Below are 24,395 nucleotides of genomic sequence, written 5' to 3'. Positions count from 1 at the left end.
CCTGAAAATATAGAGGACTGAATATGTCTGTTATCAAGATGACTGACCTGGATCTGGCGGGCAAACGCGTTCTGATCCGTGCTGACCTGAACGTGCCGGTAAAAGACGGCAAGGTCACCTCCGATGCACGTATCGTGGCGACTCTGCCGACCATCAAGCTGGCTCTGGAAAAGGGCGCCAAGCTGATGATCACCTCCCACTTGGGTCGTCCGACCGAGGGTGAATACAACGAAGAATTCTCCCTGGCTCCGGTTGTCAACTATCTGAAAGACGCACTGTCCTGCCCGGTTCGTCTGGCCAAAGACTACCTGGATGGCGTAGAAGTCGCCGCCGGTGAGCTGGTTGTGCTGGAAAACTGCCGCTTCAACAAAGGCGAGAAGAAGAACACCGAAGAGCTGGCCAAAAAATACGCCGCCCTGTGTGACGTCTTTGTAATGGATGCGTTCGGTACTGCTCACCGCGCCGAAGGCTCCACCTACGGTGTGGCCCAGTTTGCACCGGTCGCCTGTGCCGGTCCGCTGCTGGCGGGTGAACTGGAAGCCCTGGGCAAAGCCATGCTGAAGCCCGAGCGCCCGATGGTTGCCATCGTTGGCGGCTCCAAGGTCTCCACCAAGCTGACCGTACTGGAATCCCTCTCCAAGATCGCTGACCAGCTGGTGGTCGGTGGTGGCATCGCTAACACCTTCATCGCCGCTGCCGGTCACAACGTCGGCAAGTCCCTGTGCGAGCACGACCTGATCGACACCGCCAAGAAGCTGGCTGCCGAAACCAACATCCCGGTGACCACCGACGTGGTTGTGGGTGCCGAGTTCTCCGAGTCCACCCCGGCCACCATCAAGTCCGTCGCTGACGTGACCGACGGCGACATGATCTTCGACATCGGCCCTGACTCTGCCAAGGCCCTGGCCGACATCATCATGAACGCCAAGACCATCCTGTGGAACGGCCCGGTCGGCGTGTTCGAGTTCGACCAGTTCGCCAAGGGTACCGAAGTGATCGCTCGCGCCATCGCTGAATCCCCGGCCTTCTCCATCGCTGGCGGTGGTGACACCCTGGCTGCCATCGACAAGTTCGGCATCGCCGACAAGGTCTCCTACATCTCCACCGGCGGCGGCGCCTTCCTGGAGTTCGTGGAAGGCAAGGTACTGCCGGCTGTTGCGATTCTGGAACAGCGCGCCAAAGCCTAATTGACCCGAGACGGGGGGCAAAAGCCTCCCGTTTCGTTTATCATGTGGCCGCTGTGCCGGTTCATGATGAACCCCCCATTTTTTATTAACGGCATACGAGACAGGACGATTAAACATGTCTAAGAAAATTTTCGACTTCGTAAAACCGGGCGTGATCACTGGTGATGACGTTCAGAAAGTGTTCGCCATCGCGAAAGAGAACGGCTTCGCTCTGCCGGCAGTCAACTGCGTCGGTACCGACTCCGTGAACGCCGTGCTGGAAGCTGCCGCCAAGGTGAAAGCGCCGGTTATCGTTCAGTTCTCCAACGGTGGTGCTGCATTCACCGCTGGTAAGGGTCTGAAGCTGGAAGGTCAGCAGGCTGCCATCATCGGTGCCATCTCCGGTGCCAAGCACGTGCACGCCGTTGCCGAAGCTTACGGTGTACCGGTAATCCTGCACACCGACCACGCTGCCAAGAAGCTGCTGCCGTGGATCGACGGTCTGCTGGAAGCGGGCGAGAAGCACTTCGCTGAAACCGGCAAGCCGCTGTTCTCCTCCCACATGCTGGATCTGTCCGAAGAGTCTCTGGAAGAGAACATCGACATCTGCTGCGAGTACCTGACCCGCATGGCCAAGATGAACATGACTCTGGAACTGGAACTGGGTTGCACCGGCGGCGAAGAAGACGGCGTCGACAACAGCCACATGGATCAGTCTGCTCTGTACACCCAGCCGGAAGACGTGGCCTACGCCTACGAGCGTCTGTCCAAGATCAGCCCGCGTTTCACCATCGCTGCCTCCTTCGGCAACGTACACGGTGTCTACAAGCCGGGTAACGTCAAGCTGACCCCGTCCATCCTGGACGCTTCCCAGAAGTACGTGTCCGAGAAGTTCGGCATCCCGGCCAAGTCTCTGGACTTCGTATTCCACGGTGGCTCAGGTTCCACTCTGGAAGAGATCCGCGAGTCCATCTCCTACGGCGTAGTGAAGATGAACATCGACACCGACACCCAGTGGGCGACCTGGGAAGGCATCCTGGACTTTTACAAGACCAACGAAGCCTACCTGCAAGGTCAGCTGGGCAACCCGGAAGGCGCCGACAAGCCGAACAAGAAGTTCTACGATCCGCGCGTATGGCTGCGTGCCGGTCAGACTTCCATGATCAAGCGTCTGGAACAGGCTTTCTCCGACCTGAACGCCATCAACGTACTGTAATCCGTTACGGTTGTTAGATTGCATGAAAAGGCGCCCTGCGGGGCGCCTTTTGCATTTCTGTGATCCCGGCGGGCTGGATTGGCGGCGGGGGCCTGCGTATTATCGATGACAGACTGTTTATTTTAGTAAACGCAACGGGATCAGGGCAGGATGCAGAAGATGCAGGGAAAGCACAACACACATCAGGAACACGTGGCCTCCTATTACGCGGCCACCCGCAATGACAATCAGCAGTGGCCCGAGCTCAGTGGTGAATTGCATGCCGAGGTCTGCATCATCGGCGGCGGTTTCACCGGTCTCAACACCGCCATCAATCTGGCCGAGGCGGGCTACAAGGTGGTGCTGCTGGAGGCCAACCGCATCGGCTGGGGCGCTTCCGGGCGCAACGGTGGTCAGCTTATCCGCGGCATTGGCCACGACACCAGCCAGTTCGCCCGCTGGATTGGTGAAGAGGGGGTCCGTGAGCTCGACCTGATGGGGTTGGCGGCGGTCGAGCTGGTGCGCGAGCGGATCGAGCGCTTCAACATCGACTGTGACCTGCGTTGGGGCTACTGTGATCTGGCCACTCGCCAGCGCCATCTGGCCGGCTTCGAAGACGAGCTCGCGCACCTGGCGAGCCTCGACTACCGGCACGAGCTGAAACTGGTGGCGCGCGAAGATATACATAGCGTGGTGGGCTCGGATCGCTACATCGGCGGCATGATCGACATGGGCTCCGGCCACCTGCACCCCCTCAACCTGGCGCTGGGTGAAGCGCGCGCGGCAGCCAGCCTGGGAGTGGCGCTGTTTGAGCACTCCAGAGTGGTGCACATCGACTATGGCGATCGGTTGCAGGTCACCACGGCCCATGGCCGGGTCAGCGCCGACTACCTGGTGATCGGCTGCAACGCCTATCTCAACGACCTCAACCCCGAGCTGGGGGGCAAGGTGCTGCCGGCGGGCTCCTACATCCTCGCCACCGAGGTGCTGGATAAACGGCTGCGCCAGCGCCTGCTGCCGCAGAACATGGCGGTGTGCGATCAGAACGTGGCGCTCGACTACTACCGTCTCTCCGCCGACGGCCGGCTGCTGTTTGGCGGGGCCTGCAACTATTCGGGCCGGGATCCTCGCGACATCAAGGCCTTCATGCTGCCCAAGCTGCTGCGGGTGTTTCCCGAGCTGGCGGAGACCGCCATCGAATTTCAGTGGGGCGGCATGATAGGCATAGGGGCCAACCGGCTGCCCCAGATCGGCCGTCTGGCGGAGCAGCCCAACGTCTTCTATGCCCAGGCCTATTCCGGCCACGGCCTCAATGCTACCCACATGGCGGGCAAGCTGGTGGCGGAGGCGATCAGGGGGGATGGCCGGGGGCTGGATCTGTTTGGCCGCGTGCCTCACATGACCTTCCCAGGCGGTCCGGCGCTGCGCTCGCCCTTGCTGGCGCTGGGGATGCTCTGGTACCGCTTCAAGGATCTGTTCTAAGCGAGTCAGGGCTTGCCACGGCTCGGCAAGCGGTTGCCGCCCCGTTTGCCGGCCAGCCGGATTTATCCTGCCGTTGCCTCGCTTTATAGCCGGAGTTGTCAAAAATCCATCGTGCGCCAATTTCTTGTGCTGATCAGAGGAATACACCGGATTGGCGCGGGGTTTGCCATCTGTGAACGGGGTTCGAGCCGCTGAGGGTCAGCGGCGGCCCCGCTCAGGAGATCAGGACAATGACAACAAACGTAACAGCCGCGGGAAGCGTCGGCTCGCTGGCGCAACTGCTGGCAACGCGCAGCGGCGAACGGCAGGAGAGACCAGAGATGCCGCCCCCGCCGCCCCCCGGTGCGAGCAACAAGATGGAGCAGGATCTCAAGTCGGTGCTGGCCGAGCTAGGCCTGTCGGGCAAGAGCGAGGAAGAGAGCGGTGAGAGTACCGAGAGTACCGCCGCCAGCGGTGGTTCACTCGATTCCTTCATGGCGAGCCTGATGGATGCCCTGCACGCTCAGCAGGAGGGGAGCAAGGCCATCGCCACTGGCAGCAATGACAATCCCATGAAGCTGGATCTGCAGAGCCTGCTGGGTCAGCTGGATGGGGAAGGGGAGCCTGGCAGCGAGGTGAGCGCCCTGCAGAGTCAATTCTCCAGCCTGCTGGAGAGCAGCGGCAACAGCGGTAGCGGGGTGACTCTGAAGGATCTGCTGTCGGCCTTTGCCAGCAAGATCCCGAGCGACGCGCCCGACCGGAAGGGTTATATGGTGGATACCCAGGCCTGAGTCGGCCCGGGTTGCCTGGCCGGGGCCGCGTCAGTGAGCGGGCTCGGCCAGACGCCAGCCCTGTTCGGTCTTCATCATCCACACTTCGGCCTGCTGCGGCAGCACCTGGCCCGCCTCGAATTCGCCGTATTTGCGTTCCAGCTCCATCAGCCCCATCTCCTGCTGGAAGGGGCCTACCCTGTCATAGACCAGATCCTCGTCGTGCAACACCTGCAGCTGTTCCAGCCCCTGCTTGAAGTGGAGCTGGTAGCTCACCTTGACCAGATTGACCCCCTCCATGCGCTCTTCCTTGTCCAGGATGGCGAAGTCACTGATTTCGAACAGATTGGCGTCGGTGTTTGCCTGCAACTTGGCGGTGACCTGGGTCCGGATTGCCTCTTCACCTGGACCTGCGTAACAGCCATAGAGCCAGAGGGCCAGCAGGGGGATGAACCACTTTTTCATCAAAACTCCGGACGAACGAGACGGGAAAGGGCAAATTTTGCCATGCTGCCGACCATATACAAGGGATTGCCAGAAAAATCAGTCAGTAAGGGGCGAGAGGGAGGGGGCGTGCCCGGAAGGGGCAGGGTCGATGGCACGCTCCAGCACGATTGCCTCGGCCCGGTAGCCGGCCAGCTCGCGACGATAGCACTCGGTGAACCCTCGGTGCTGCCAGAAGGACAAGGCGACCTCATTGCTGGCAATGACCGACAGGCGCAGCCGGGTTGCGCCCCAGGCGCGAGCCAGCGTGCAGGCGTGCAGATAAAGCGCCTGACCGCGGCCGGCCTCCTGCCAGGGCTCGCCCACCAGCAGCAGCCCCAGATAGGCGGTGGTGGGCTCGGGATAGCCGCGCAGCAGATCGAGCACGGCGGTGAGCTCCCCCGCCTCCCAGCGCCCGATCACCTGTTTGGCAGAGAAGGGCAGCGTCGGCGGACAGGCCGTGAGCGCCTCCTCTGCTGCCCGGGCGCAGAGCGGTGAGTGACTTATCGCCGCCTGATAGGCTGGCGTCAGCTCGAACAGCCGCTGCAGGGCGGGCGCATCGCTTGCCTGCAGCTGACGCAGCTCAGTTGGCATTGCCAATCCTGTCCAGCTGGCCGAGGAACTCGGCGGGCCCCATAAAGCCGGTCACCCGCTGGCCGCTCACCTCGTTGCCGGTGCGGTCGAAGAAGATCAGGGTCGGCAGCCCCAGCACGTTGAGACCGTTGAGCAGTTCCACATCGGCATCGTCGTTGGCGGTGACGTCCGCCTGCAGCAGCACCATCTGGCCGAAGCGCGCGCGCACGGCGGGGTCGCTGAAGGTCTTGTGTTCGAACTCCTTGCAGGCCACGCACCAGTCGGCATAGAGATCGAGCAGCACCGGCTTGCCGTGGGCGGCGGCCAGCTGGGTCTTGAGATCGTCCAGCGTCTTGATGCGGATGAAGGCCGGTGCCTCGGTCTGGGCGGCTGCGCTGGCGCCCGGGGAGGGCAGCAGCAGATCCTTGCCCACCACCACGGCACTGATCATCGCCAGCAGCAGCACGAAGCCGCGCAGGCTGCGGCCCACCGAATGGCTCTGGTGCTGATTGTGATGGTAGAGGTAGCCGCACAGCAGCAGCCCCCAGCCGAGCCAGGCCAGGGTGGTGACCTGATCGCTCCACAGCCTGGAGAGCAGCAGGATGGGCACCGCCAGCAGCGCAAACCCGAACAGCTGCTTGATCACGTCCATCCAGGCGCCCGCCTTGGGCAGCAGTTTGCCGCCCGAGGTGCCGAGCAGCAGCAGCGGCAGTCCCATGCCGAGCGACAGGGTGTAGAGGGCCGCGCCGCCGAGCCAGAGATCGCCGCTCTGGGCCACGTAGATGAGGGCGCCGGAGAGGGGGGCCGTGGTGCAGGGGGAGCAGACCAGGCCGGAGATCATCCCCATGATGCCGACCCCGAGCACGGAGCCGCCCTGCTGGCGGTTGGAGAGACCAGAGAGTCGGGTCTGCAGGCTGCTCGGCAGTTGCAGGGTGTAGAGCCCGAACATGGAGAGGGCCAGCAGCACGAACATCACCGAGAGCCCGATCAGCACATAGGGGTGCTGCAGCGCCGCCTGGAATTTCAAGCCTGCCGACGCCACCACCAGCCCGAGCAGGGTGTAGGTGACCGCCATCCCCTGCACGTAGACGAAGGAGAGCAGGAAGGCGCGGCGGGTGGAGAGGTGATGGCCGGCCCCGGCGATGATCCCGGTCAGGATGGGATACATGGGGAAGACGCAGGGGGTGAAGGCGAGGCCGAGCCCCAGTGCGAAGAAGGCGGCGACGCTGAGCCAGAAACCCTGGCTGCCGAGGGCGGCCGCCAGCTGATCCTGCTGGCTGCTGGCCGGGGCCGGCGTGGGCGCATCGACCTGGTCATGCGGCGGTTCGGCCACGAGGGGCTCGACGGCGATCCGCTTGTCGGTCGGGGGATAGCAGAGGCCGTCGGTACAGCCCTGATAGCTGATCTTGAGGCTGGCCTGTTGGCCCGCCTCGGTCAGGGTGACGGGGATCTGCACCTCCCGATAATAGACCTGGGTCTTGCCGAAGAAGTCGTCTTCATGATCGGTGCCGGCGGGCAGCACCGGCTCCTCGAAGGTGAGGTTCTCGCCCTGGAAGCTGAAGCGGTGGCGGTAGAGGTAGTAGTCGTCGGCGATGCGCAGGCGCAGCAGCAGCCGGTTGCCCTGCTGTTCGCTCTCGAGGACGAACGCCTCGTCCACTTTCAGAAATTTGGGCTGGGCACTGGCCTCGATGCCGAGGGCGCTCAGCAGATCCGTGCTGCTGGCCCGGGCCGGCAGCGAGCCCAGCCCGGCCAGCAGGGCACAGAGCAACAACAGGGGGGAGAGCAGGCGAAACGGCGTCATGAGGTTTCCTGTTTTATCCAGTCGAGATAGGGCTGGTGACCCTGATGGGTGGGGAGCGCCAGGATCTCCGGCACCTCATAGGGGTGATGAGCAATGATGCACTGGCGCAGCTGCTCGAACAGGGCCGCTTGCGACTTGATGATGAGCTGGATCTCCGTGGCCCGCTCGATCCGGCCCTGCCAGCGATAGACGGAGGTGAGGCCGGGCAGCTGGCTGATGCAGGCCGCCAGCCGCCGGTCGAGCAGTTGTTCGCAGATGAGGTCGGCACTGGCCTCATCCGGGCAGGTGCAAAGCACCAGAATGGCGTCAGTCATGGTGAAATTTCTCGTCCGTACCGGGCGGCAAGGAGCCCGCAAACCAGTGGCTACTATACCTAGCGACGGGTCAAATAGCATCTGGCGCACTTTGTGGCTGCGACATGAAAATAAGTGGGGGGCATGAGATAGACGCTGTCAGAGCGACAAGGCAGAATGAGCGGGCTTGTTCCCATTCGACGTAAGGAAATGTATGACCCAACAGAATGAGCAGCAGAGAAACCGCATGTTGAGCCTGTTGCGCGAAGGTGAGCGCCGTATGTTGGTGCAACTGGCCGGTCTGCTGCGTACCAGTGCCGATGAAATCAATGCCGAGCTGGAAAAAGAGGAGTTGCTGGAGACCCTGGAGCAACCGGTCACGGTGGAGTATCTCAACGGCGTGGTGCAACACCATCTGTTCGAGCGCCTGCACAAGGGCGACATGGTGGCGGCCCAGCGTCTGCTGACCCAGTACCAGAGCGACCTTGAGGCCATGCTGACCCAGGAGGCCGAGGCAGAGGCCCAGACCGAAGAGCTGAAGGCACAAGCCTGAACGACGCGGCAGGCCCGCCGGGCTTGTCCTCCCCCAGCACCATCATGCCCCTTGCATGATGGTGCCTCGTTTTTCCTACCGTTTTTTGCCGTTGTTCAACCCAGTGCGTTCTGCTGCCACTGGCCCGGGATCGGGTACACCTTGTCGTAGCTCCAGTTGTAGACGAAGGCGTAGACCAGATAGAAGGTCACGAAGCCGATGTTGAGCGCCAGTGCCGCCAGCAGGGCGAGATCCAGCCACCAGGCGATGACCGGCAGGGTGAGCGCCATGAAGCCACCTTCAAAGCCGAACGCATGGACCACGCGCTGCCACAAGGTCTTGTGCGGGTGACCCTGGTACTTGAGCAGCAGCTTGTCGAAGCCGATGTTGTAGACATAGTTCCAGACGGTGGCCAGTACCGAGAACAGGACGGCCAGCGGCCCCATGTGGCTGAGCTCGATGCCTGTGATCCAGCTGGCCAGGGGGGCTGCGATGAGCAGACCTATCACTTCAAAGCCGATGGCGTGGCGGATACGGTCATTGCGGGTACGCATAAATTCCTCTCTTTAAACCGCTATGTTGACTGACTGGTTGGCAATCTATCGCTATTTATTGATAGTTTCACGTTGGTATCCATCGCTAAAATAGATGGATTGCCGCATTTGCAGGAGTAGGATGATGAACCCATCGCTGGAACAACTCAGGGTATTGCTGGCCGCCGCACAGGCAGGCTCCTTCTCGGCGGCCGCGCGTCAGCTGGGCAAGGCGCAGTCGGTAGTCAGTACCGCCATCGCCAATCTGGAGATAGATCTGGGGCTGGAGCTGTTCGATCGCAGCGGGCGCTATCCGGTGCTGACCGAGGCGGGCGTACGCATCAGCCAGGAGGCCGGCATCTTGCTGGCCCAGAGCGCCCGCTTGCAGGCCATCGCCGGCGAGTCGCGCCTGACCCTGGCCATCGATGATGACTCCCACCTGCCCTGGCTCGGCGCCGTGCTGGAGGAGTTCGCCACCCACTACCCGACGGTTGAGCTGGAGCTGCTGTTTCCGCTGATGGAGGATCTCACCGAGATGCTGATCAGCGGCCGCGCCCAGCTCGGCATCAGCTATCAGAAGGAGCACCCGCAGCAGGAGATCGTGGCCCGCTCGCTGGGAGGCGTCGCCATGCCGCTGGTGGTCTCCCCCGAGCATCCGCTGGCCCACAAGGCGCCGCTGCGGGAGAGCGATCTGCAGGGGGCTCGCCAGCTGCTGGTGACAGGGCGACGGGAGGGGACGGAGCGCCATCGCTTTCGCCTGTCGGCGCAGGTGTGGTGGGTGGAGGGGGATCTCGGGATCCTGGAGCTGGTGAAACTGGGGCTGGGGTGGGCGGCAGTGCCCGATTTTCTGCTGCACCGGCCGCTGGCTCGGGGCGAGGTGGTGGTGCTCAAGCCGGACTTTATCACTCAGCCCGAGCTGGCGCTGGAGCTGCAGTGGCATCGCGCCCGCCCGCTCGGGCAGGCGGGGCGCTGGCTGAAGGAGGCCCTGCTGGCGCGGGTGCGCTAGCAGGGCGCTTGGCTTCGCTTACTCGGTCAGCTGATAGGGGAGGGGCTGCAGGGTCAGGCTTGAGCCTTCTTCCTGCTTGAGCCGGAAGTGGGCGTCGGCCTCGGTGTCCTTGGGCAGCACGGCGGTGAGCCACAGCTCGCCATCCTGCTGCCAGGCGTTGAGCACCATGCCGCTGCGGCGCCAGTTGTCACCGAGCTGGATCTCCAGGGTGTCGCCGCTGGTAACCGGGGTAGTGGCGGTGCCGCTCAGCACGAACAGGGCGCGGTTGTTGGCGCCGCGATATTTGGCGCGGGCCACCGTCTCCTGCCCCATGTAGCAGCCCTTGGTGAAACTGATGCCATCCAGCGCCTGCAGGTTGAGCATCTGGGGAATGTACTCACCCTGATGAACCGCCTCCAGATGGGGGATGCCGGCCTTGATCTCCAGTCCCCACCAGAGCGACTCGGGGCCGCTGGGCAGGGCCAGCGCCAGCGGCTGTTCGCTGACCAGCAGCCAGCGATCGGCTTCGATCCGCACCGCCATGCCACCCTCGATGAGGCCGCTCTGCTGCAGGTCGTATTGCCCCGCGATCCAGCCATCGGCTCCCTGACCGGCCACGCCGACCGCCTGGCCGTGATTCTCGCTGATCTCGACCTTGGCAAAGATCGCGAACTTCTTGAGCTCGGGCAGCTGGCGGGCCAGCACCGACGGCTTGGTCAGCATCAGCAGGCGATCGCTCAGGCAGAGCAGGCGAAAATCGCTCCACAGCTTGCCCTTGGGATCGCAGTGGCCGCCCAGGGTGTGCTGGCCCGGCTGCAGGGCGTTGACGTCACAGGTGACCTGACCCTGCAGGTATTTGGCACGATCCGGGCCGCTCAGGCTGGTGATGGCAAGGTCGGTCAGAGGGAACAGGGTTGGCTCGGCAGGAAGGATTGGCAGGCTCACGATGGCATTCCAGAGACAGAAAGTATGTGACCTGCATGGTAAAGACGTAAGGAATGTTTGTCAGCCGGAAAATCCAGCTGGTACCATCGCCGGGTCTTTGTAAGGAGAGTTCCATGTTGAGCCCAATTGAAAAATCCCGCCTGAAGTGGGCCTGCCGCCGTGGCATGCTCGAGCTGGATGTGATCTTTATGCCCTTCTTCGAGCACGAGTTCGATGGCTTGAGCGAGGCCGATCAGCAGACCTTCATCCGCCTGCTGGAGTGCGAGGATCCGGAGCTGTTCCGCTGGAGCATGGGCCACGGCGTGCCGGAAGACCCCGCCTTCGCCGCCATGATCCCGCTGATCCTGGAACGCAATCAGGCCCGTCACGATCGCCAGCGTTGATCCATCCGTACGGGTGTCGATGCCCGTCACCGTCTCCAGGCAGCAGCGTCTGCTGCTGTTGTCGCTGTTTCTGCTGATCCTGTGGCCACTGGCCGCCCTGATCCACGGCTGGCAGTGGGCCCTGTTGCTGCCCTGCTGGGGTCTGGGGTTGTGGCGCGCCTGGCTCGACACGAGCCGGATGACCGGCGTGCTGGAGTGGGACGGTCAGTGGCTCAGCTGGCAGGGCAACCGTTATCAGCTGGGGGCGGGCAGCCGCATCTGGCCCGGGGTACTCTGGCTGCAGCTGGTAGCGGTGGAGCGTCCCGCCAGCCGGCTCTGGCTGTTCAGCGATGCGCTGGCACCGGCCCACTACCGCACGCTGGCTCGCGCCATCCACTTCTCCCTGCAGACCCGCTAGCCTATCTTCCCCATAAAACAGATGACCCCGCCGGAGCGAGGTCATCTGGATGTTGATTCTTATTGCTTGCGGCAGAGATTAGTCCCGCTCCGGCGTCAGCACGGTCGGCCTGGAGTCTGGCTGCATGTCCGCGTAGTCCGGGTTGCAGCAGTGCAGGCCGCGGGACCTTCAGGCTCATTGTTGAGCGAAAAGATCAATCCCGCTCTGGTGTCAGCACGGTCGGCTTGGAGTCCGGCTGCATGTCCGCGTAGTCCGGGTTGCAGCAGTGCAGGCTGCGGGACCTTCAGGCTCATTGCTGAGCAAAAAGATCAATCCCGCTCCGGCGTCAGCACGGTCGGCCTGGAGTCCGGCTGCATGTCCGGGTAGTCCAGGTTGTAGTGCAGGCCGCGCGACTCCTTGCGCTGCAGAGCGCAGTTGACGATGAGCTCGGCCACTTGCAGCAGGTTGCGCAGCTCCAGCAAGTTGTTGGAGACCCGGAAATTGGCGTAATACTCCTGCACCTCCTGCTTGAGCAGGTCGATGCGGCGCTTGGCGCGGGCCAGACGTTTGTTGGTACGTACTATCCCCACATAGTCCCACATCATCAGCCGCAGCTCGTGCCAGTTGTGCTGGATCACCACCAGCTCATCCGAATCTTCCACCTTGCTTTCGTCCCACACCGGCAGACGGGGCGGCTCCACGCTCGTCGGCAGCTTGGCCAGGATGTCGGCCCCCGCCTGATGGGCATAGACCACGCATTCGAGCAGGGAGTTGGAGGCCATCCGGTTGGCGCCGTGCAGCCCGGTGTAGGTCACCTCGCCGATGGCGTAGAGGCCGGGAATGTCGGTCTGGCCGTTGTTGTCGATCATCACGCCACCGCAGGTGTAGTGGGCGGCAGGGACGATGGGCATCGCCTCCTTGGTGATGTCGATGCCGACCGCAAGGCAGCGCTCATGGATGGTCGGGAAGTGCTTGATGATGAAGTCGGCCGGCTTGTGGCTGATGTCCAGATACATGCAGTCGGCACCGAGCCGCTTCATCTCGTGGTCGATGGCACGGGCGACGATATCGCGCGGTGCCAGCTCGGCCCGTTCGTCGAAGTCGGGCATGAAGCGGCTGCCGTCGGGGCGGCGCAGATAGGCCCCCTCGCCGCGCAGGGCTTCGGTCAGCAGGAAGTTGGGGTCGTCGGGGTGGAACAGGCTGGTGGGGTGGAACTGGTTGAACTCCAGGTTCGCCACCCGGCAGCCGGCGCGCCACGCCATGGCGATGCCGTCACCGGAGCTGACATCCGGGTTGGAGGTGTACTGGTACACCTTGGAGGCACCACCGGTGGCCAGCGCCACGAAACGGGCACGCACCACCTCGACCTGCTCGGCGTTGCGGTTCCAGACATAGGCGCCCAGCACCCGGTTGCCCGGCAGACCCAGCTTGCGGGTGGTGATGAGGTCGACCGCGTTGAAACGCTCCATCAGCTGGATGTTGGGGTGGGCCCGCACCTGGTCGATCAGGGTGAGCTGCACCGCCTTGCCGGTGGCATCGGCCGCGTGGAAGATGCGGCGATGGCTGTGGCCCCCTTCACGGGTCAGGTGATAGTGGGATTCGCCCTCGGCGTCCTCCTCCTGATCGAAGGGGACCCCCTGCTGGATCAGCCACTGGATGGAGTCGCGGGCGTTGCGGGCGGTGAACTCCACCACGGCCGGGTCACACAACCCGGCCCCGGCGTTGAGCGTGTCGCTCACGTGGGATTCGATGCTGTCGGTCTCGTCGAACACGGCAGCGATGCCTCCTTGCGCATAGAAAGTGGCCCCTTCACTGATGGGCCCCTTGCTCAGAACCAGGACTTTGGCCTGGTCTGCCAATCGCAACGCGAGAGACAAACCGGCGGCACCGCTGCCAATGATCAGTACGTCGCAAAGGTATTCAACACTTGCTTTCATAAGTATCATTGGCCTGGATTAAGAACTGGCACCATGGTAGCCCAAGCGAGGGTGGTGATGCAGCCTGCGTCACATTTTTTTCAATGCAAGCGAACTTTCCCTGATTCCTCCTGTCTGAACTTGTGCGCTTAGGAAGGGCCGGAAAAGAAAAACGATAACCTGATGGGGGTTTTACGGCTCTGATGAGCGACCAGAATCTACTGGACGAACAGCTGGTTGAACGGGTCCAGCGTGGCGATAAAAATGCATTCAACCTGTTGGTAAAAAAATACCAGCACAAGGTGGTCAACCTGGTGGCCAGGTATGTCAACAATCCGGGTGATGTACCGGATGTAGCGCAGGAGACCTTCATCAAGGCTTACCGCGCGCTGCCGACATTCCGTGGCGAGAGCGCCTTTTACACTTGGTTGTACCGAATTGCCGTGAACACGGCCAAGAATTATCTGACCTCTCAGGGGCGCAGGCCGCCCAGCAGTGACGTAGAGGCGGAAGAGGCAGAATACTATGGCGGTGGCGAAGCCTTGCAAGAGGTGGCTACCCCGGAAAACCTGACGCTGACCGACGAGATCAAGCGCACCGTGTTTTCTGCCATAGAAGCTTTGCCGGAAGACTTGAGGACAGCTATCACCCTTCGCGAACTGGAAGGGCTGAGCTATGAAGAGATTGCCGAAATCATGGATTGTCCGGTGGGTACGGTGAGATCCCGCATCTTCCGGGCGAGGGAAGCAATCGATAAAAAGCTGCAACCTCTGATCGAGAATTAAACTGGGGAAAGACAGGTTAACTTATGGCAAATAAAGAGCAACTCTCGGCCCTGATGGACGGTGACTTGAGCGATGTTGAGGTTCTGAACGAGCTGGGAACGGATCCGGCTCTGCAAGAGACCTGGTCTCGTTACCACCTGATCGGTGATGCCATGCGGGGGGACCTGCCGGTCAATCTGCAACTGGATCTGAGCGACAGCATCATGGCTGCGCTGGAAGATGAGCCCACCATACTGGCGCCCAAGCCGGTGGAGAGCAAACCAGCCGCACCGCAGCCGGGTACCGCCAAGACCGCCACGATAGTGCCGTTCCTGCGTCGTGCCGGCCAACAGGTTGGACAATACGCCATCGCCGCCTCGGTCGCTGCCGCCGTCATCTTCGGGGTGCAGCAGTATCAGGGGCAGGACGGTGTGCCAGCCAACCCGGTACTCAACACCATTCCGGTGGGTGGCAGCGCCTCGCCGGTGAGCGTGCACTATCCGCAGGACGGTAACCGCGCAACCCAGCGTCAGCAGGGGCTGAGCGAACAGCAGATGCAGGAGCAGCGCGAACGCATCAACGCGTTCTTGCGCGACCACCAGTTGCAACAGCGTCTGCTGCAAGACAAGCAGATTCAGGAATAACGGATTAGGGATCAGAACGTGCGCCAGTCCAGCCGTATTTTGCTGGCCTCTCTCCTGTTGATCAGTGCCAAGGCCTCGGCCGACGACAAGTCGGCCGAGGCCTTGTTGCAGCAGATGCAGAGTGCCGTCTCGCAACAGAATTTCGAATTGTCCATGGTCAAGGCCCGGCAGGGGCGCCTCGAGCCTATCCGCTTCAGCCACGGCGTGATCGATGGCAAGGAGGTGGCTCATCTCAGCTATCTCGATGGCAAGACCATCGAGTACCTGCAGCGTCAGGACGAGTACACCTTTTTTGAAAATACCCATGAACCCTACACCCTCAAGGGGGCGCGTTTCCCCGGCGTATGGGCCACCCTGGTGAAAATGCCGCTGCCGCGGGTGCTGGAGAGTTATGATCCCGTGCTGGCCGGCCGCAGCCGGGCTGCCGGGCTGGTGGCTCAGGTGGTACGGCTGGTACCCAAGGAGGCCGACAAGTACGGCTTCGTGCTCTGGATTGACGAGCAGAGCAACCTGTTGCTGCGGGTGGACATGGTGGATCGGGAAGGCAATCTGGTCGAGCAGGTGTTGGGGGTGGATCTGGATCGGCTCCCTGCGCCGGCCCCCTGGCTGGTGAAGCTGGCCAGCAGCAAGCTGCCCCAGGCGCTGGCGCTGGAAGATGCCTATCCGGCGCCGCAGCAGCAGCTGAACTGGCACCTCACCTGGCTGCCTGAAGGCTTCAAGGTGCTCTCCCGGGATCGCCACCAGCTGGTGACTACCAGTCTGCCGGTGGATTACATGATGCTCTCCGACGGGCTGGTGGATCTCTCGGTCTACGTGGCCTGGGTCGATCCCAAGCAGGCGGTGCGCCAGCAACTGATCCGCCAGGGCGCCACTTCGCTGGTGAGCTTCGTCAATGACGTGGGGGTCGAGATAACCGTGGTCGGGGAAGTGCCGGCCGACACCGCCAAGCGGATTGCCGAGTCGGTGCAGCCGCTGGCCCGCAACGAGGCCGTACAGTAAGCCGTCAGACGCGGCTGCTTGCCCAAGGCCGGCAGTCGTGTTCAGATTGGGTCAATCTATCTTTCGTTATTGTGGAACCGTCTTGTGAGTGGAATGAGCGAAGAGCTGGCGACCGTGGTGGCCATTGATGGAGAACATGCCTGGGTGGAGTGCGAACGGCGCTCCGCCTGCAGCGGTTGTCATCAACAGTCCAACTGCGGCACCGGCACGGTGGCCAAGGCGTTTCCATTGAAAGCGCAGCGACTGCGAGTGGCGCTCACCGCCGAGGTGAGCGTCGGCCAGCAGGTGAGGCTCGGCATTCCCCAGGCGAGCATCCTGCAGGGGGCCGCGCTGGTCTACGTGCTGCCGCTGTTCTGTCTGCTGGCGGGAGCCCTGCTGGGGCAACTCTGGCTGGCCCCCCTGCTCTCTGCGGGGGAGGGGGTCACCATCCTCTGCTGCCTGCTGGGGGGCCTTATCGGATTTTCACTGGTTCGTTACTTTTCCAACCGGCTTGATCAGGGGGCCTATGGTCCCCGCATGCTGGGAGTGGTCCTGCCCACCCGCCATCTCTCCTGACCGTGCAGGCCGCTATTTCTGGTGCTTCGTCGACTAAAGATTGGCCGTCGACCGGGTTATCCAGTAAAATCCTGCCTCCATATCCGGCCCTAACCTAATTTTGAGTGATTCTTGCTCGATGAAACACATTCGTAACTTTTCGATTATTGCGCACATCGACCACGGTAAATCGACCCTGTCGGACCGTCTGATCCAGACTTGTGGCGGCCTGTCCGACCGCGAGATGCAGGCTCAGGTGCTTGACTCCATGGAACTGGAGCGCGAGCGCGGCATTACCATCAAAGCACAGAGTGTGACCCTGAACTACCAGGCACAAGACGGTAACACCTACCAGCTGAACTTTATCGACACCCCAGGCCACGTGGACTTCTCCTACGAGGTCTCCCGCTCGTTGGCGGCCTGTGAAGGGGCACTGCTGGTGGTGGATGCCGGCCAGGGGGTTGAGGCACAGACTCTGGCCAACTGCTACACCGCCATGGAAATGGACCTGGAAGTGGTGCCGGTGCTGAACAAGATCGACCTGCCGGCCGCCGAGCCAGAGCGGGTTGCCGAAGAGATCGAGGACATCGTCGGCATCGACGCGGTAGATGCGGTGCGCTGCTCCGCCAAGACCGGCCTCGGCGTCGATCTGGTGCTGGAAGAGATCGTGGCCAAGATCCCGTCTCCGGAAGGGGATCCGGATGCCCCGTTGCAGGCGCTGATCATCGACTCCTGGTTCGACTCCTATCTGGGCGTTGTCTCTCTGGTGCGGATCAAGAACGGTTCGCTCAAGAAGAACGACAAGATCAAGGTAATGAGCACCGGCCAGACCTGGGGCGTCGATCGAATCGGTATCTTCACGCCCAAGCAGGTGGACACCGACGGTCTGGGCTGCGGCGAGGTAGGTTGGGTCGTCTGCGGCATCAAGGACATCCACGGCGCGCCGGTGGGCGATACCCTGACCCTGGCCAAACACGGTGCCGAGAAGGCGCTGGCCGGCTTCAAGAAGGTGAAGCCGCAGGTTTATGCCGGTCTGTTCCCCATCTCCAGCGATGACTACGAGTCCTTCCGCGATGCACTGGAGAAGCTGTCGCTCAATGACGCCTCCCTGTTCTACGAGCCGGAGAGTTCCACCGCGCTGGGCTTCGGCTTCCGTTGCGGCTTCCTCGGCATGCTGCACATGGAGATTATCCAGGAGCGGCTGGAGCGTGAGTACGATCTGGATCTGATCACCACCGCGCCGACCGTGGTCTACCAGATCGAGCAAACCGATGGCACCACCATCCACATCGACAGCCCGGCCCAGATGCCCGCCATCACCAGCATCAAGGAGATGCGTGAGCCGATCGCCGAGTGCCACATCCTGTTGCCGCAGGAGTACATGGGCAACGTGATCACCCTCTGTATCGAGAAGCGTGGCGTGCAGACCAACATGGTCTATCACGGCAAGCAGGTGGCACTGACCTACGAGATCCCGATGGCGGAAGTGGTGCTCGATTTCTTCGACCGCCTCAAATCCACCAGCCGCGGTTACGCCTCGCTGGATTACGGCTTCAAGCGTTTCGAAACCTCCGACATGGTCCGTCTGGACATCATGATCAACGGCGAGCGGGTCGACGCCCTGGCCATCATCACCCACAAGGAGAACGCCCAGTATCGCGGTCGCCAGGTGGTGGAGAAGATGCGCGAGCTGATCCCGCGCCAGATGTTCGATATCGCCATCCAGGCAGCCATCGGCAACCAGATCATCGCCCGCAGCACCGTCAAGGCCCTGCGCAAGGACGTGACCGCCAAGTGTTACGGTGGTGACGTGAGTCGTAAGAAGAAGCTGCTGAACAAGCAGAAAGAAGGCAAGAAACGGATGAAGTCTCTGGGCCGTGTCGACGTGCCGCAGGAAGCCTTCCTCGCAATTCTCCACGTCGGAAAGGATTAATAGATGGCAAGCACGTTTTCCCTGATCCTGGTGGTGGTCTGCGCGATCACCGGTGTTATCTGGTGTCTGGACAAGATGATCTGGTCCAAGCAGCGAGCCGCCAAGATTGCCGTGGCCCGTGCCCACGGCGGCGCCCATCTGGACGAGAAAACCCTGGCCAAGGTGGCCCCCGTGCCGGTCTGGATCGAACAGACCGCCGGGGTCTTCCCGGTCATCACCCTCGTACTGATCCTGCGCTCCTTCATCTTCGAACCGTTCCAGATCCCGTCTGGTTCCATGATGCCCACCCTGCTGGTGGGCGATTTCATCCTGGTGGAGAAGTTTGCCTACGGCCTCAAGGATCCGGTGACCAATACCAAGTTCCTCGAGACCGGTGAACCCAAGCGCGGCGACGTGGTGGTGTTCAAGTATCCGCTGGATACCCGGGTGGACTACATCAAGCGCGTAGTCGGCATGCCGGGGGATCGGGTCATCTATCGCAACAAGGAGCTGATGATCCGGCCCAAGTGCGAGGAGCAGGAAGGGAAAACGTGCCCGGGCTTCCAGAAGCTCGACGTCAAGTTTGAACAAAGGGGTGAATTTACCCAGATGGGGATCCCGCTTGACCGCTATACCGAGCAGCTGGGCGAGGTGTCTCACGAGACCCTGCGCAACCCGCTGATGCCCGATATGGTCGGCCGTTACTACCGCCAGCCCGGCACCTACCCCGACGAGTGGGTCGTACCGGAAGGTCAGTACTTCGTCATGGGCGACAACCGTGACAACAGTACCGACAGCCGCTTCTGGGGCTTCGTGCCCGAGCAGAACCTGGTGGGCAAGGCGGTCGCTATCTGGATAAGTTTTGAATTCGAGCGCGAAGAAGGCTCCCTGCTGCCGAGCTGGGTACCGACAGGGGTGCGCTTCAACCGCATTGGCGGAATCAAGTAAATGAATATCAAGATGAACAGACTGCAGTCCCGTCTCGGACATGTCTTTCAGGATCAAGAACTGCTGACCCGGGCGCTGACTCACCGCAGCGCCGGCTCCCGTCACAACGAGCGACTGGAATTTCTGGGTGACTCCATTTTGAGTCTGGTGATTGCCGACGATCTCTTCCACCGCTTCCCGCAGGCGGCGGAAGGGGATCTCAGCCGGATGCGCGCCACCCTGGTGCGCGAGAAGACCCTGGCCGAACTGGGCCGGGAGTTCGACCTCGGGGATCACCTGATCCTGGGGCCGGGCGAGCTGAAGAGCGGCGGTTTTCGCCGTGAATCCATTCTGGCCGACACGGTCGAGGCGGTGATCGGCGCCGTCTATCTGGATACCAATCTTGAGACGGTACGGACCCTGCTGCTGGGCTGGTACGCCAGTCGCCTGGACGAGATCAAGCCGGGCATAGAGCAGAAGGATCCCAAGACCCGTCTGCAAGAAATTCTGCAGGGAAGCCGCAAATTCCTGCCGACCTATACAGTGACCAACGTCAAGGGCGAAGCCCACAACCAGGAGTTCACCGTCCAGTGTGAGGTGGAAGGTCTGGATGGTCCGCTGGTCGGGGTCGGCACCAGCCGTCGCAAGGCCGAACAGGCCGCCGCACAGCAAGCATTGGAAAAACTGTCATGACAGATAGCACTTATTGCGGCTTTGTCGCCATCGTGGGCCGCCCCAACGTGGGCAAGTCCACCCTGCTCAACAAGCTGCTTGGCCAGAAGGTCAGCATCACCTCGAAGAAGCCCCAGACTACCCGTCACCGGATCCTGGGGATCGACACCGAGGAGAACTATCAGACCATCTACGTGGATACCCCGGGTCTGCACATTGAAGAGAAACGGGCCATCAACCGCCTGATGAACCGCGCCGCCACCAGTTCGCTGGGGGACGTTGCCATGGTGGTGTTCGTGGTCGACGGCACCCACTGGACCAAGGACGACGAGATGGTGCTGGGCAAACTGCGCAACCTCAAGTGTCCCGTGGTGCTGGCGGTCAACAAGATCGACAACGTCAAAGAGAAAGAGGATTTGCTACCGCACCTGGAGTGGCTGGGCCAGCAGATGAACTTTTCCCACATCCTGCCCATCAGTGCCGAGAAGGGCACCAACGTGGAGAAGATCCGCGAGTGGGCCAAGGATCTGCTGCCGGAAAACGTCCACTTCTTCCCGGAAGATTACGTAACCGATCGCTCCTCCCGCTTCATGGCCTCCGAGATCATCCGCGAGAAGCTGATGCGCTTCACCGGTGAGGAGCTGCCCTACTCGGTGACGGTGGAGATCGAACGCTTCAAGGTGGAAGAGAACGGTCTCTACCACATCCACGGCCTGATCCTGGTGGAGCGCGAAGGCCAGAAGAAGATGGTCATCGGCAACAAGGGCGAGAAGATCAAGACCATCGGCACCGAGGCCCGCATCGACATGGAACGGCTGTTCCAGAACAAGGTGCACCTGGAGCTGTGGGTCAAGGTCAAGTCCGGCTGGGCCGACGACGAGCGCGCTCTGCGTAGTCTCGGCTATGGCGACGACTGATTGCTGACCCCGGCTTTCGTCATTCACAGTCGGCCCTATCGAGAGACCAGCCAGCTGGTCGAGGTCTTCACCCAGGATAGTGGCCGTTTTACCCTGGTGGCTCGCGGTTCTCGCGGGCCACGCTCGCCTCTGAAGGGGCTGTTGCAACCCTTTACCCTGCTCACCATCGCCTGGCGTGGCAAGGGGGATCTCAAGAATCTCACCCAGGTCGAGTGCCCGGATCACTCCCTGCGCCTCGGTGGCGATCGCCTCTTCTACGGCCTCTATCTCAACGAGCTGGTCTACTACCTGCTGGAGGCGCACACCCCCTTCCCCGAGGTGTTCGATGCCTATGCCCGCGCCATCATGGCGCTGGCCGACGGCGAGACGCCGGAGCTGCCGCTGCGCCGCTTCGAGTTCCTGCTGCTGCAGGCGCTGGGTTATGCGGTGGATTTCGAGTACACGGCGGATGACGAGTCGCCGATTGAGCCAACCCTGCTCTACGGCTTCGAGCGGGAGTTGGGCTTTGTCGCTTGCGAGCGGGCGCCGGATCCCCGTACCCTGTTTCTCGGCGCGCACTTGCTGGCCTTTGCCGAGGGGCGTTTCGACAGTCCCCCCCTGTTGCAGGCGGCCAAGCGTTTCAGCCGGCTGGCGCTGCAACCCTATCTGGGACGGCGTCAGTTGAAGAGCCGGGAGCTGTTTTTAAAGCGCAGAGTTGCAGGCCAGGGCTGAACGCCTGCCGGCCTTGTGCCTCTGCCGCGGGTTGCAACCTGCAACCGCCCACGTGACATACGGATATCGGCGCTGGTGCCAAGGCGCCAGCTGCACAGTTAACAGTGAAGAGCTTCAAGGAGTCGTCAATGAGCGAAATCTATCTGGGTGTGAACATCGATCACATCGCCACCCTGCGCAATGCCCGGGGCACCCAGTATCCGGATCCGGTACAGGCCGCCTTCGTGGCCGAGCAGGCCGGTGCCGATGGCATCACGGTACACCTGCGGGAAGATCGCCGCCACATCACCGACCGTGACGTGGAGATCCTGCGCCAGACCATCCAGACCAGGATGAACCTGGAGATGGCGGTGACCGAGGAGATGGTCGGCATCGCCTGCCGTATCAAGCCTCACTTCGTCTGCCTAGTGCCGGAGAAGCGCACCGAGGTGACTACCGAGGGGGGGCTGGACGTGGCCGGCCAGCTGGACAAGGTGACCGATGCGGTGACCCGTCTGGCCGCCGTCGGCGCCCAGGTATCCCTCTTCATCGATGCCGACCCCATCCAGATCGATGCGGCTGCCGCGAGCGGTGCCCCCTTCATCGAGATCCACACCGGTCGCTACGCCGATGCCACCACGGATGCCGAGCGCAACGCCGAGTTCAAGCGCATCGCCGCCGGTGCCTCCTATGCCGCTGGCAAGGGCTTGAAGGTCAATGCCGGCCACGGCCTGCACTACCACAACGTCAAGGCCATCGCCGCCATCCCCGAGCTCTATGAGCTCAACATCGGCCACGCCATCATCGGCCGCGCCGCCTTCGACGGCCTGGCCAAGGCGGTCAGCGACATGCGCCTGCTGATGCAGGAAGCCCGTCAGGGGATCTGATCTGTCGGCAGGGGCTGGGCCCCACGGCACGAAGAAAAAGGGACGCCGCGGCGTCCCTTTTTGTCAGGTCAAACTTGGTCTGGGTCAGGATTTTTCCGCAGCAGCGGGTTTGGCTCCCGCCGGAGTCAGCTCCAGGGTGATGAGCTCGAGCGGTGCCAGGGTGATGAGGCGGGGGGCATCGAGGGTGGCCGGTACGCTGGCATTGCTGCCATAGCGTGGCTGCACCGTGAAGCGGGTGGCCTCGCCCGCCGGGATCTCCAGCTGGCGCTGAGGCTCCAGCAGGAATGTCTGCGGTTGGCTGGAGGGATTGCGCAGGGTAATGAAGGCGCGGCTCGGACTCCAGGCCGCCCAGCCATACACCGCCAGCAGGGTGGGGTCGCCGCCGATCCAGTGGCTGTCGAACAGCACGGCCTGGTTCTGCTGCGACCAGAGAGCCGCCTTGGCCAGCAGGTCCCAGTCCTGGTCGCTCAACAGTTCTGGCGTGAGATAGAGCTCCTGCAACTGGGTGCCGGTGGCGAAGTAGCTCCAGGCCTGATCGGCGAAGTCCAGCGGTGACTGCCGATCCAGATGCTTGGCCTGTTTGGCATAGACCAGCCCGTGCAGCATCAGGGAGTTGAGCGGGAACAGGGGGCCGTTCTTGACGATGGAGCGATAGGTCTCGGCATCCCGGTAGGTGATCCACTGCTGCACCCTGGAGCCGGGTCCGTAGAAGTTGATGTCATCGCCGCCGCGCCAGATGGAATCGACAAAGAACAGCCAGGCGGGGGAGGCGGTGGTGCCGGTGGTCAGGTTGATGAATACCTTCGGATTGGCGGCTCGCGCATCCGCGATCAGATGGATGGCGGCATCGAAGTCGCTGGTGAAGCGGCTCCCCTCGATCAGCTTGTCCGCATTGCCGGTCCCGTCGAACTTGAAGTGGGTGACCCCCTGATCCTTGATGAGCGACATCACCTTCTGGTGGAAGTTCTGGTAGTAGACCGGGCCGGAGAGGGCGAACTTGCCATCGCTCAGCTCGTAGCCGAACTCGGCGGCATGGGAGACCCGCTCATCCCTTGGCTTGTTGTAGCCACCCCAGGGGGAGAGCCAGATCCCGAGCTGGGCATGGTAGCGTTCGGCCGCGCGCTTGAGCTTGCTGAAGCCGTTGGGGAAATCCTTGCTGAAACCCCAGTTGCCCAGTCGATCGTCCCAGCCGTCGTCAAACAGAAAGCCGTTCATGGGCACGCCGCGCCGGCTGATCAGCGCCTCGCCGAACTGATCGATGCGCTTGAGTGCTTCGGCCTCCGTGTAGGGATTGAAGAAGCCGATGTCGAGCCAGGAGTTGTAATGCAGGTAGGGGGCGTAGGGACGATCGCGGGCCTCGTTGAGGAAGCGGTTGAAGTCGCGCCTGAGCTGACCCTCGCCAAAGGTGCCGACATAGGTGCGATAGCTGAGTGGCTTGCCCTGGGCGAGCGGCAGCTTGAGCGGGATCAGCTGGCTGACGCCACCCTCGTAGGCCCGGGTATTGACCAGCGGATTTTGGGGGGTAATGAAGAAGCTGTCGCTGACGATGGGCGAGCTGTTGATGGCGCCATAGACAAACGGCGCCTGGGAGTGGAAGGGAAGCATGGAGAAGCCGTTGATCTTTTTGCCGTTCTTGAGGGTGTCGAGGGCAAAGTCGATGCTGGCGTAGCGCTTGTCCCGGCCCAGCCGGATGGCGCTCTTGACCACGAAGTCGGCATTTTCCAACGCCATCTCGATCCGGTCACCGTTCTTGGTGAATGCGGTGACCTTGAAATCGGCGGAGGGGGTCAGCCGATCATCCGTCCCCTTGATGTCGAACAGGTTGTCAGAGCGAATGAGATCGCCGTTGGCGGTATTGGTGAAGGTCAGTTCCCGGAACTTGCCGGCATCGGTTTCGACCTTGATACGGTACTGGTCACCCTCCAGCGACAGGGTTTCGGCCTGGGCGAAGGGGCTCAGCATGAGCAGCAGCGTCATGACGGTACGTGCGTGCATGGGTGTCTCCATGTGTTGATGTGAGTGAGGTGTGAGTCGGCA

Annotated in this window: 26 protein-coding genes; 18 read left to right on the top strand and 8 right to left on the bottom strand. The window is 62.2% G+C overall.

Features of this window, described 5'->3' with window-relative positions; genetic code table 11:
* The first annotated feature begins 23 nt into the window (after window positions 1–23).
* The 4 genes from CAK78_RS08365 (at window position 24) to CAK78_RS08350 (ending at window position 4,613) form a co-directional block, all read left to right on the top strand.
* Window positions 24–1,187: a phosphoglycerate kinase gene (locus tag CAK78_RS08365; RefSeq protein WP_005309339.1), complete on the top strand. Its 1,164-nt coding sequence runs from the start codon at window positions 24–26 to the stop codon at window positions 1,185–1,187.
* Window positions 1,188–1,302: 115 nt separating this feature from the next.
* The gene (fbaA, locus tag CAK78_RS08360) at window positions 1,303–2,382 is read left to right on the top strand and encodes a class II fructose-bisphosphate aldolase (protein ID WP_005309342.1); all 1,080 of its coding nucleotides are present in this window, start codon (window positions 1,303–1,305) and stop codon (window positions 2,380–2,382) included.
* 159 nt (window positions 2,383–2,541) lie between these two features.
* Window positions 2,542–3,843: an NAD(P)/FAD-dependent oxidoreductase gene (locus CAK78_RS08355; protein WP_094696977.1), complete on the top strand. Its 1,302-nt coding sequence runs from the start codon at window positions 2,542–2,544 to the stop codon at window positions 3,841–3,843.
* Between the two features lie 230 nt (window positions 3,844–4,073).
* Complete coding sequence (locus CAK78_RS08350; protein ID WP_236660577.1) at window positions 4,074–4,613, top strand: hypothetical protein; 540 nt, start codon at window positions 4,074–4,076, stop codon at window positions 4,611–4,613.
* Between the two features lie 30 nt (window positions 4,614–4,643).
* On the opposite strand, the gene CAK78_RS08345 is transcribed toward CAK78_RS08350, so the two are convergent.
* The 4 genes from CAK78_RS08345 to cutA form a co-directional block, all read right to left on the bottom strand.
* Complete coding sequence (locus CAK78_RS08345) at window positions 4,644–5,057, bottom strand: hypothetical protein (RefSeq protein ID WP_094696976.1); 414 nt, start codon at window positions 5,055–5,057, stop codon at window positions 4,644–4,646.
* Between the two features lie 78 nt (window positions 5,058–5,135).
* On the bottom strand, window positions 5,136–5,669 hold the full coding sequence (locus tag CAK78_RS08340) for a GNAT family N-acetyltransferase (RefSeq protein WP_094696975.1): 534 nt from the start codon (window positions 5,667–5,669) through the stop codon (window positions 5,136–5,138).
* On the bottom strand, window positions 5,659–7,449 hold the full coding sequence (locus CAK78_RS08335) for a protein-disulfide reductase DsbD (protein ID WP_094696974.1): 1,791 nt from the start codon (window positions 7,447–7,449) through the stop codon (window positions 5,659–5,661). The genes CAK78_RS08340 and CAK78_RS08335 overlap by 11 nt, the downstream gene beginning before the upstream one ends.
* Window positions 7,446–7,763, bottom strand: coding sequence for a divalent-cation tolerance protein CutA (gene cutA, locus CAK78_RS08330; RefSeq protein WP_141214148.1), 318 nt, complete (start codon window positions 7,761–7,763; stop codon window positions 7,446–7,448). The genes CAK78_RS08335 and cutA overlap by 4 nt, the downstream gene beginning before the upstream one ends.
* A 193-nt stretch (window positions 7,764–7,956) precedes the next feature.
* Here cutA and CAK78_RS08325 point away from each other — a divergent pair, with 193 nt between their 5' ends.
* Entirely contained in the window at window positions 7,957–8,295 is a 339-nt protein-coding gene (locus CAK78_RS08325; RefSeq protein WP_019839856.1) for a hypothetical protein, read from the top strand.
* Window positions 8,296–8,390: 95 nt separating this feature from the next.
* Here the strand turns inward: CAK78_RS08325 and CAK78_RS08320 are convergent, their stop codons facing one another.
* Window positions 8,391–8,828, bottom strand: coding sequence for a PACE efflux transporter (locus CAK78_RS08320; RefSeq protein ID WP_005309357.1), 438 nt, complete (start codon window positions 8,826–8,828; stop codon window positions 8,391–8,393).
* Between the two features lie 124 nt (window positions 8,829–8,952).
* Between CAK78_RS08320 and CAK78_RS08315 the strand changes: the two genes are divergently transcribed.
* Window positions 8,953–9,813 carry a LysR family transcriptional regulator gene (locus tag CAK78_RS08315; protein ID WP_094696972.1) on the top strand — a complete coding sequence of 287 codons (861 nt, stop codon included), beginning with the start codon at window positions 8,953–8,955 and terminating at the stop codon, window positions 9,811–9,813.
* Window positions 9,814–9,831: 18 nt separating this feature from the next.
* Here the strand turns inward: CAK78_RS08315 and ygfZ are convergent, their stop codons facing one another.
* Complete coding sequence (ygfZ, locus tag CAK78_RS08310; RefSeq protein ID WP_094696971.1) at window positions 9,832–10,737, bottom strand: tRNA-modifying protein YgfZ; 906 nt, start codon at window positions 10,735–10,737, stop codon at window positions 9,832–9,834.
* 113 nt (window positions 10,738–10,850) lie between these two features.
* Here ygfZ and CAK78_RS08305 point away from each other — a divergent pair, with 113 nt between their 5' ends.
* On the top strand, window positions 10,851–11,120 hold the full coding sequence (locus tag CAK78_RS08305) for an FAD assembly factor SdhE (RefSeq protein WP_005309363.1): 270 nt from the start codon (window positions 10,851–10,853) through the stop codon (window positions 11,118–11,120).
* A gap of 19 nt (window positions 11,121–11,139) precedes the next feature.
* A complete protein-coding gene (locus CAK78_RS08300; protein ID WP_094696970.1) occupies window positions 11,140–11,517 on the top strand; it encodes a protein YgfX in 378 nt (125 codons plus the stop codon).
* A gap of 308 nt (window positions 11,518–11,825) precedes the next feature.
* On the opposite strand, the gene nadB is transcribed toward CAK78_RS08300, so the two are convergent.
* A complete protein-coding gene (gene nadB, locus CAK78_RS08295) occupies window positions 11,826–13,433 on the bottom strand; it encodes an L-aspartate oxidase (RefSeq protein WP_094696969.1) in 1,608 nt (535 codons plus the stop codon).
* Between the two features lie 182 nt (window positions 13,434–13,615).
* Between nadB and rpoE the strand changes: the two genes are divergently transcribed.
* From rpoE to pdxJ, 10 genes are all read left to right on the top strand, one after another.
* Window positions 13,616–14,197 (top strand): RNA polymerase sigma factor RpoE, encoded by a 582-nt coding sequence (rpoE, locus tag CAK78_RS08290; RefSeq protein WP_094696968.1) that lies wholly within the window; start codon window positions 13,616–13,618, stop codon window positions 14,195–14,197.
* 23 nt (window positions 14,198–14,220) lie between these two features.
* Window positions 14,221–14,820 carry an RseA family anti-sigma factor gene (locus CAK78_RS08285; RefSeq protein ID WP_094696967.1) on the top strand — a complete coding sequence of 200 codons (600 nt, stop codon included), beginning with the start codon at window positions 14,221–14,223 and terminating at the stop codon, window positions 14,818–14,820.
* Between the two features lie 18 nt (window positions 14,821–14,838).
* Entirely contained in the window at window positions 14,839–15,819 is a 981-nt protein-coding gene (locus CAK78_RS08280; protein WP_094696966.1) for a MucB/RseB C-terminal domain-containing protein, read from the top strand.
* A 93-nt stretch (window positions 15,820–15,912) separates the two neighbouring features.
* Window positions 15,913–16,374 carry a SoxR reducing system RseC family protein gene (locus tag CAK78_RS08275; protein ID WP_094696965.1) on the top strand — a complete coding sequence of 154 codons (462 nt, stop codon included), beginning with the start codon at window positions 15,913–15,915 and terminating at the stop codon, window positions 16,372–16,374.
* Window positions 16,375–16,492: 118 nt separating this feature from the next.
* Entirely contained in the window at window positions 16,493–18,286 is a 1,794-nt protein-coding gene (gene lepA / locus CAK78_RS08270; protein ID WP_005309379.1) for a translation elongation factor 4, read from the top strand.
* A 3-nt stretch (window positions 18,287–18,289) separates the two neighbouring features.
* Window positions 18,290–19,213: a signal peptidase I gene (gene lepB / locus CAK78_RS08265; protein WP_005309381.1), complete on the top strand. Its 924-nt coding sequence runs from the start codon at window positions 18,290–18,292 to the stop codon at window positions 19,211–19,213.
* The gene (gene rnc / locus CAK78_RS08260) at window positions 19,214–19,885 is read left to right on the top strand and encodes a ribonuclease III (RefSeq protein ID WP_094696964.1); all 672 of its coding nucleotides are present in this window, start codon (window positions 19,214–19,216) and stop codon (window positions 19,883–19,885) included.
* Window positions 19,882–20,781, top strand: coding sequence for a GTPase Era (era, locus tag CAK78_RS08255; RefSeq protein WP_005309385.1), 900 nt, complete (start codon window positions 19,882–19,884; stop codon window positions 20,779–20,781). Before rnc ends, era begins: the two co-directional genes overlap by 4 nt.
* The gene (recO, locus tag CAK78_RS08250) at window positions 20,782–21,492 is read left to right on the top strand and encodes a DNA repair protein RecO (protein ID WP_094696963.1); all 711 of its coding nucleotides are present in this window, start codon (window positions 20,782–20,784) and stop codon (window positions 21,490–21,492) included.
* Between the two features lie 128 nt (window positions 21,493–21,620).
* Window positions 21,621–22,358, top strand: coding sequence for a pyridoxine 5'-phosphate synthase (gene pdxJ / locus CAK78_RS08245; protein WP_017779321.1), 738 nt, complete (start codon window positions 21,621–21,623; stop codon window positions 22,356–22,358).
* A gap of 84 nt (window positions 22,359–22,442) precedes the next feature.
* On the opposite strand, the gene ast is transcribed toward pdxJ, so the two are convergent.
* On the bottom strand, window positions 22,443–24,353 hold the full coding sequence (gene ast / locus CAK78_RS08240; RefSeq protein ID WP_094696962.1) for a thermostable cytotonic enterotoxin Ast: 1,911 nt from the start codon (window positions 24,351–24,353) through the stop codon (window positions 22,443–22,445).
* Window positions 24,354–24,395 lie beyond the last annotated feature (42 nt).

Origin of the sequence: Aeromonas sp. A35_P (genome assembly GCF_002259925.1) — a bacterium.
Classification (GTDB): domain Bacteria; phylum Pseudomonadota; class Gammaproteobacteria; order Enterobacterales; family Aeromonadaceae; genus Aeromonas; species Aeromonas dhakensis.
This window is presented reverse-complemented; position numbering and strand designations above follow the sequence as displayed.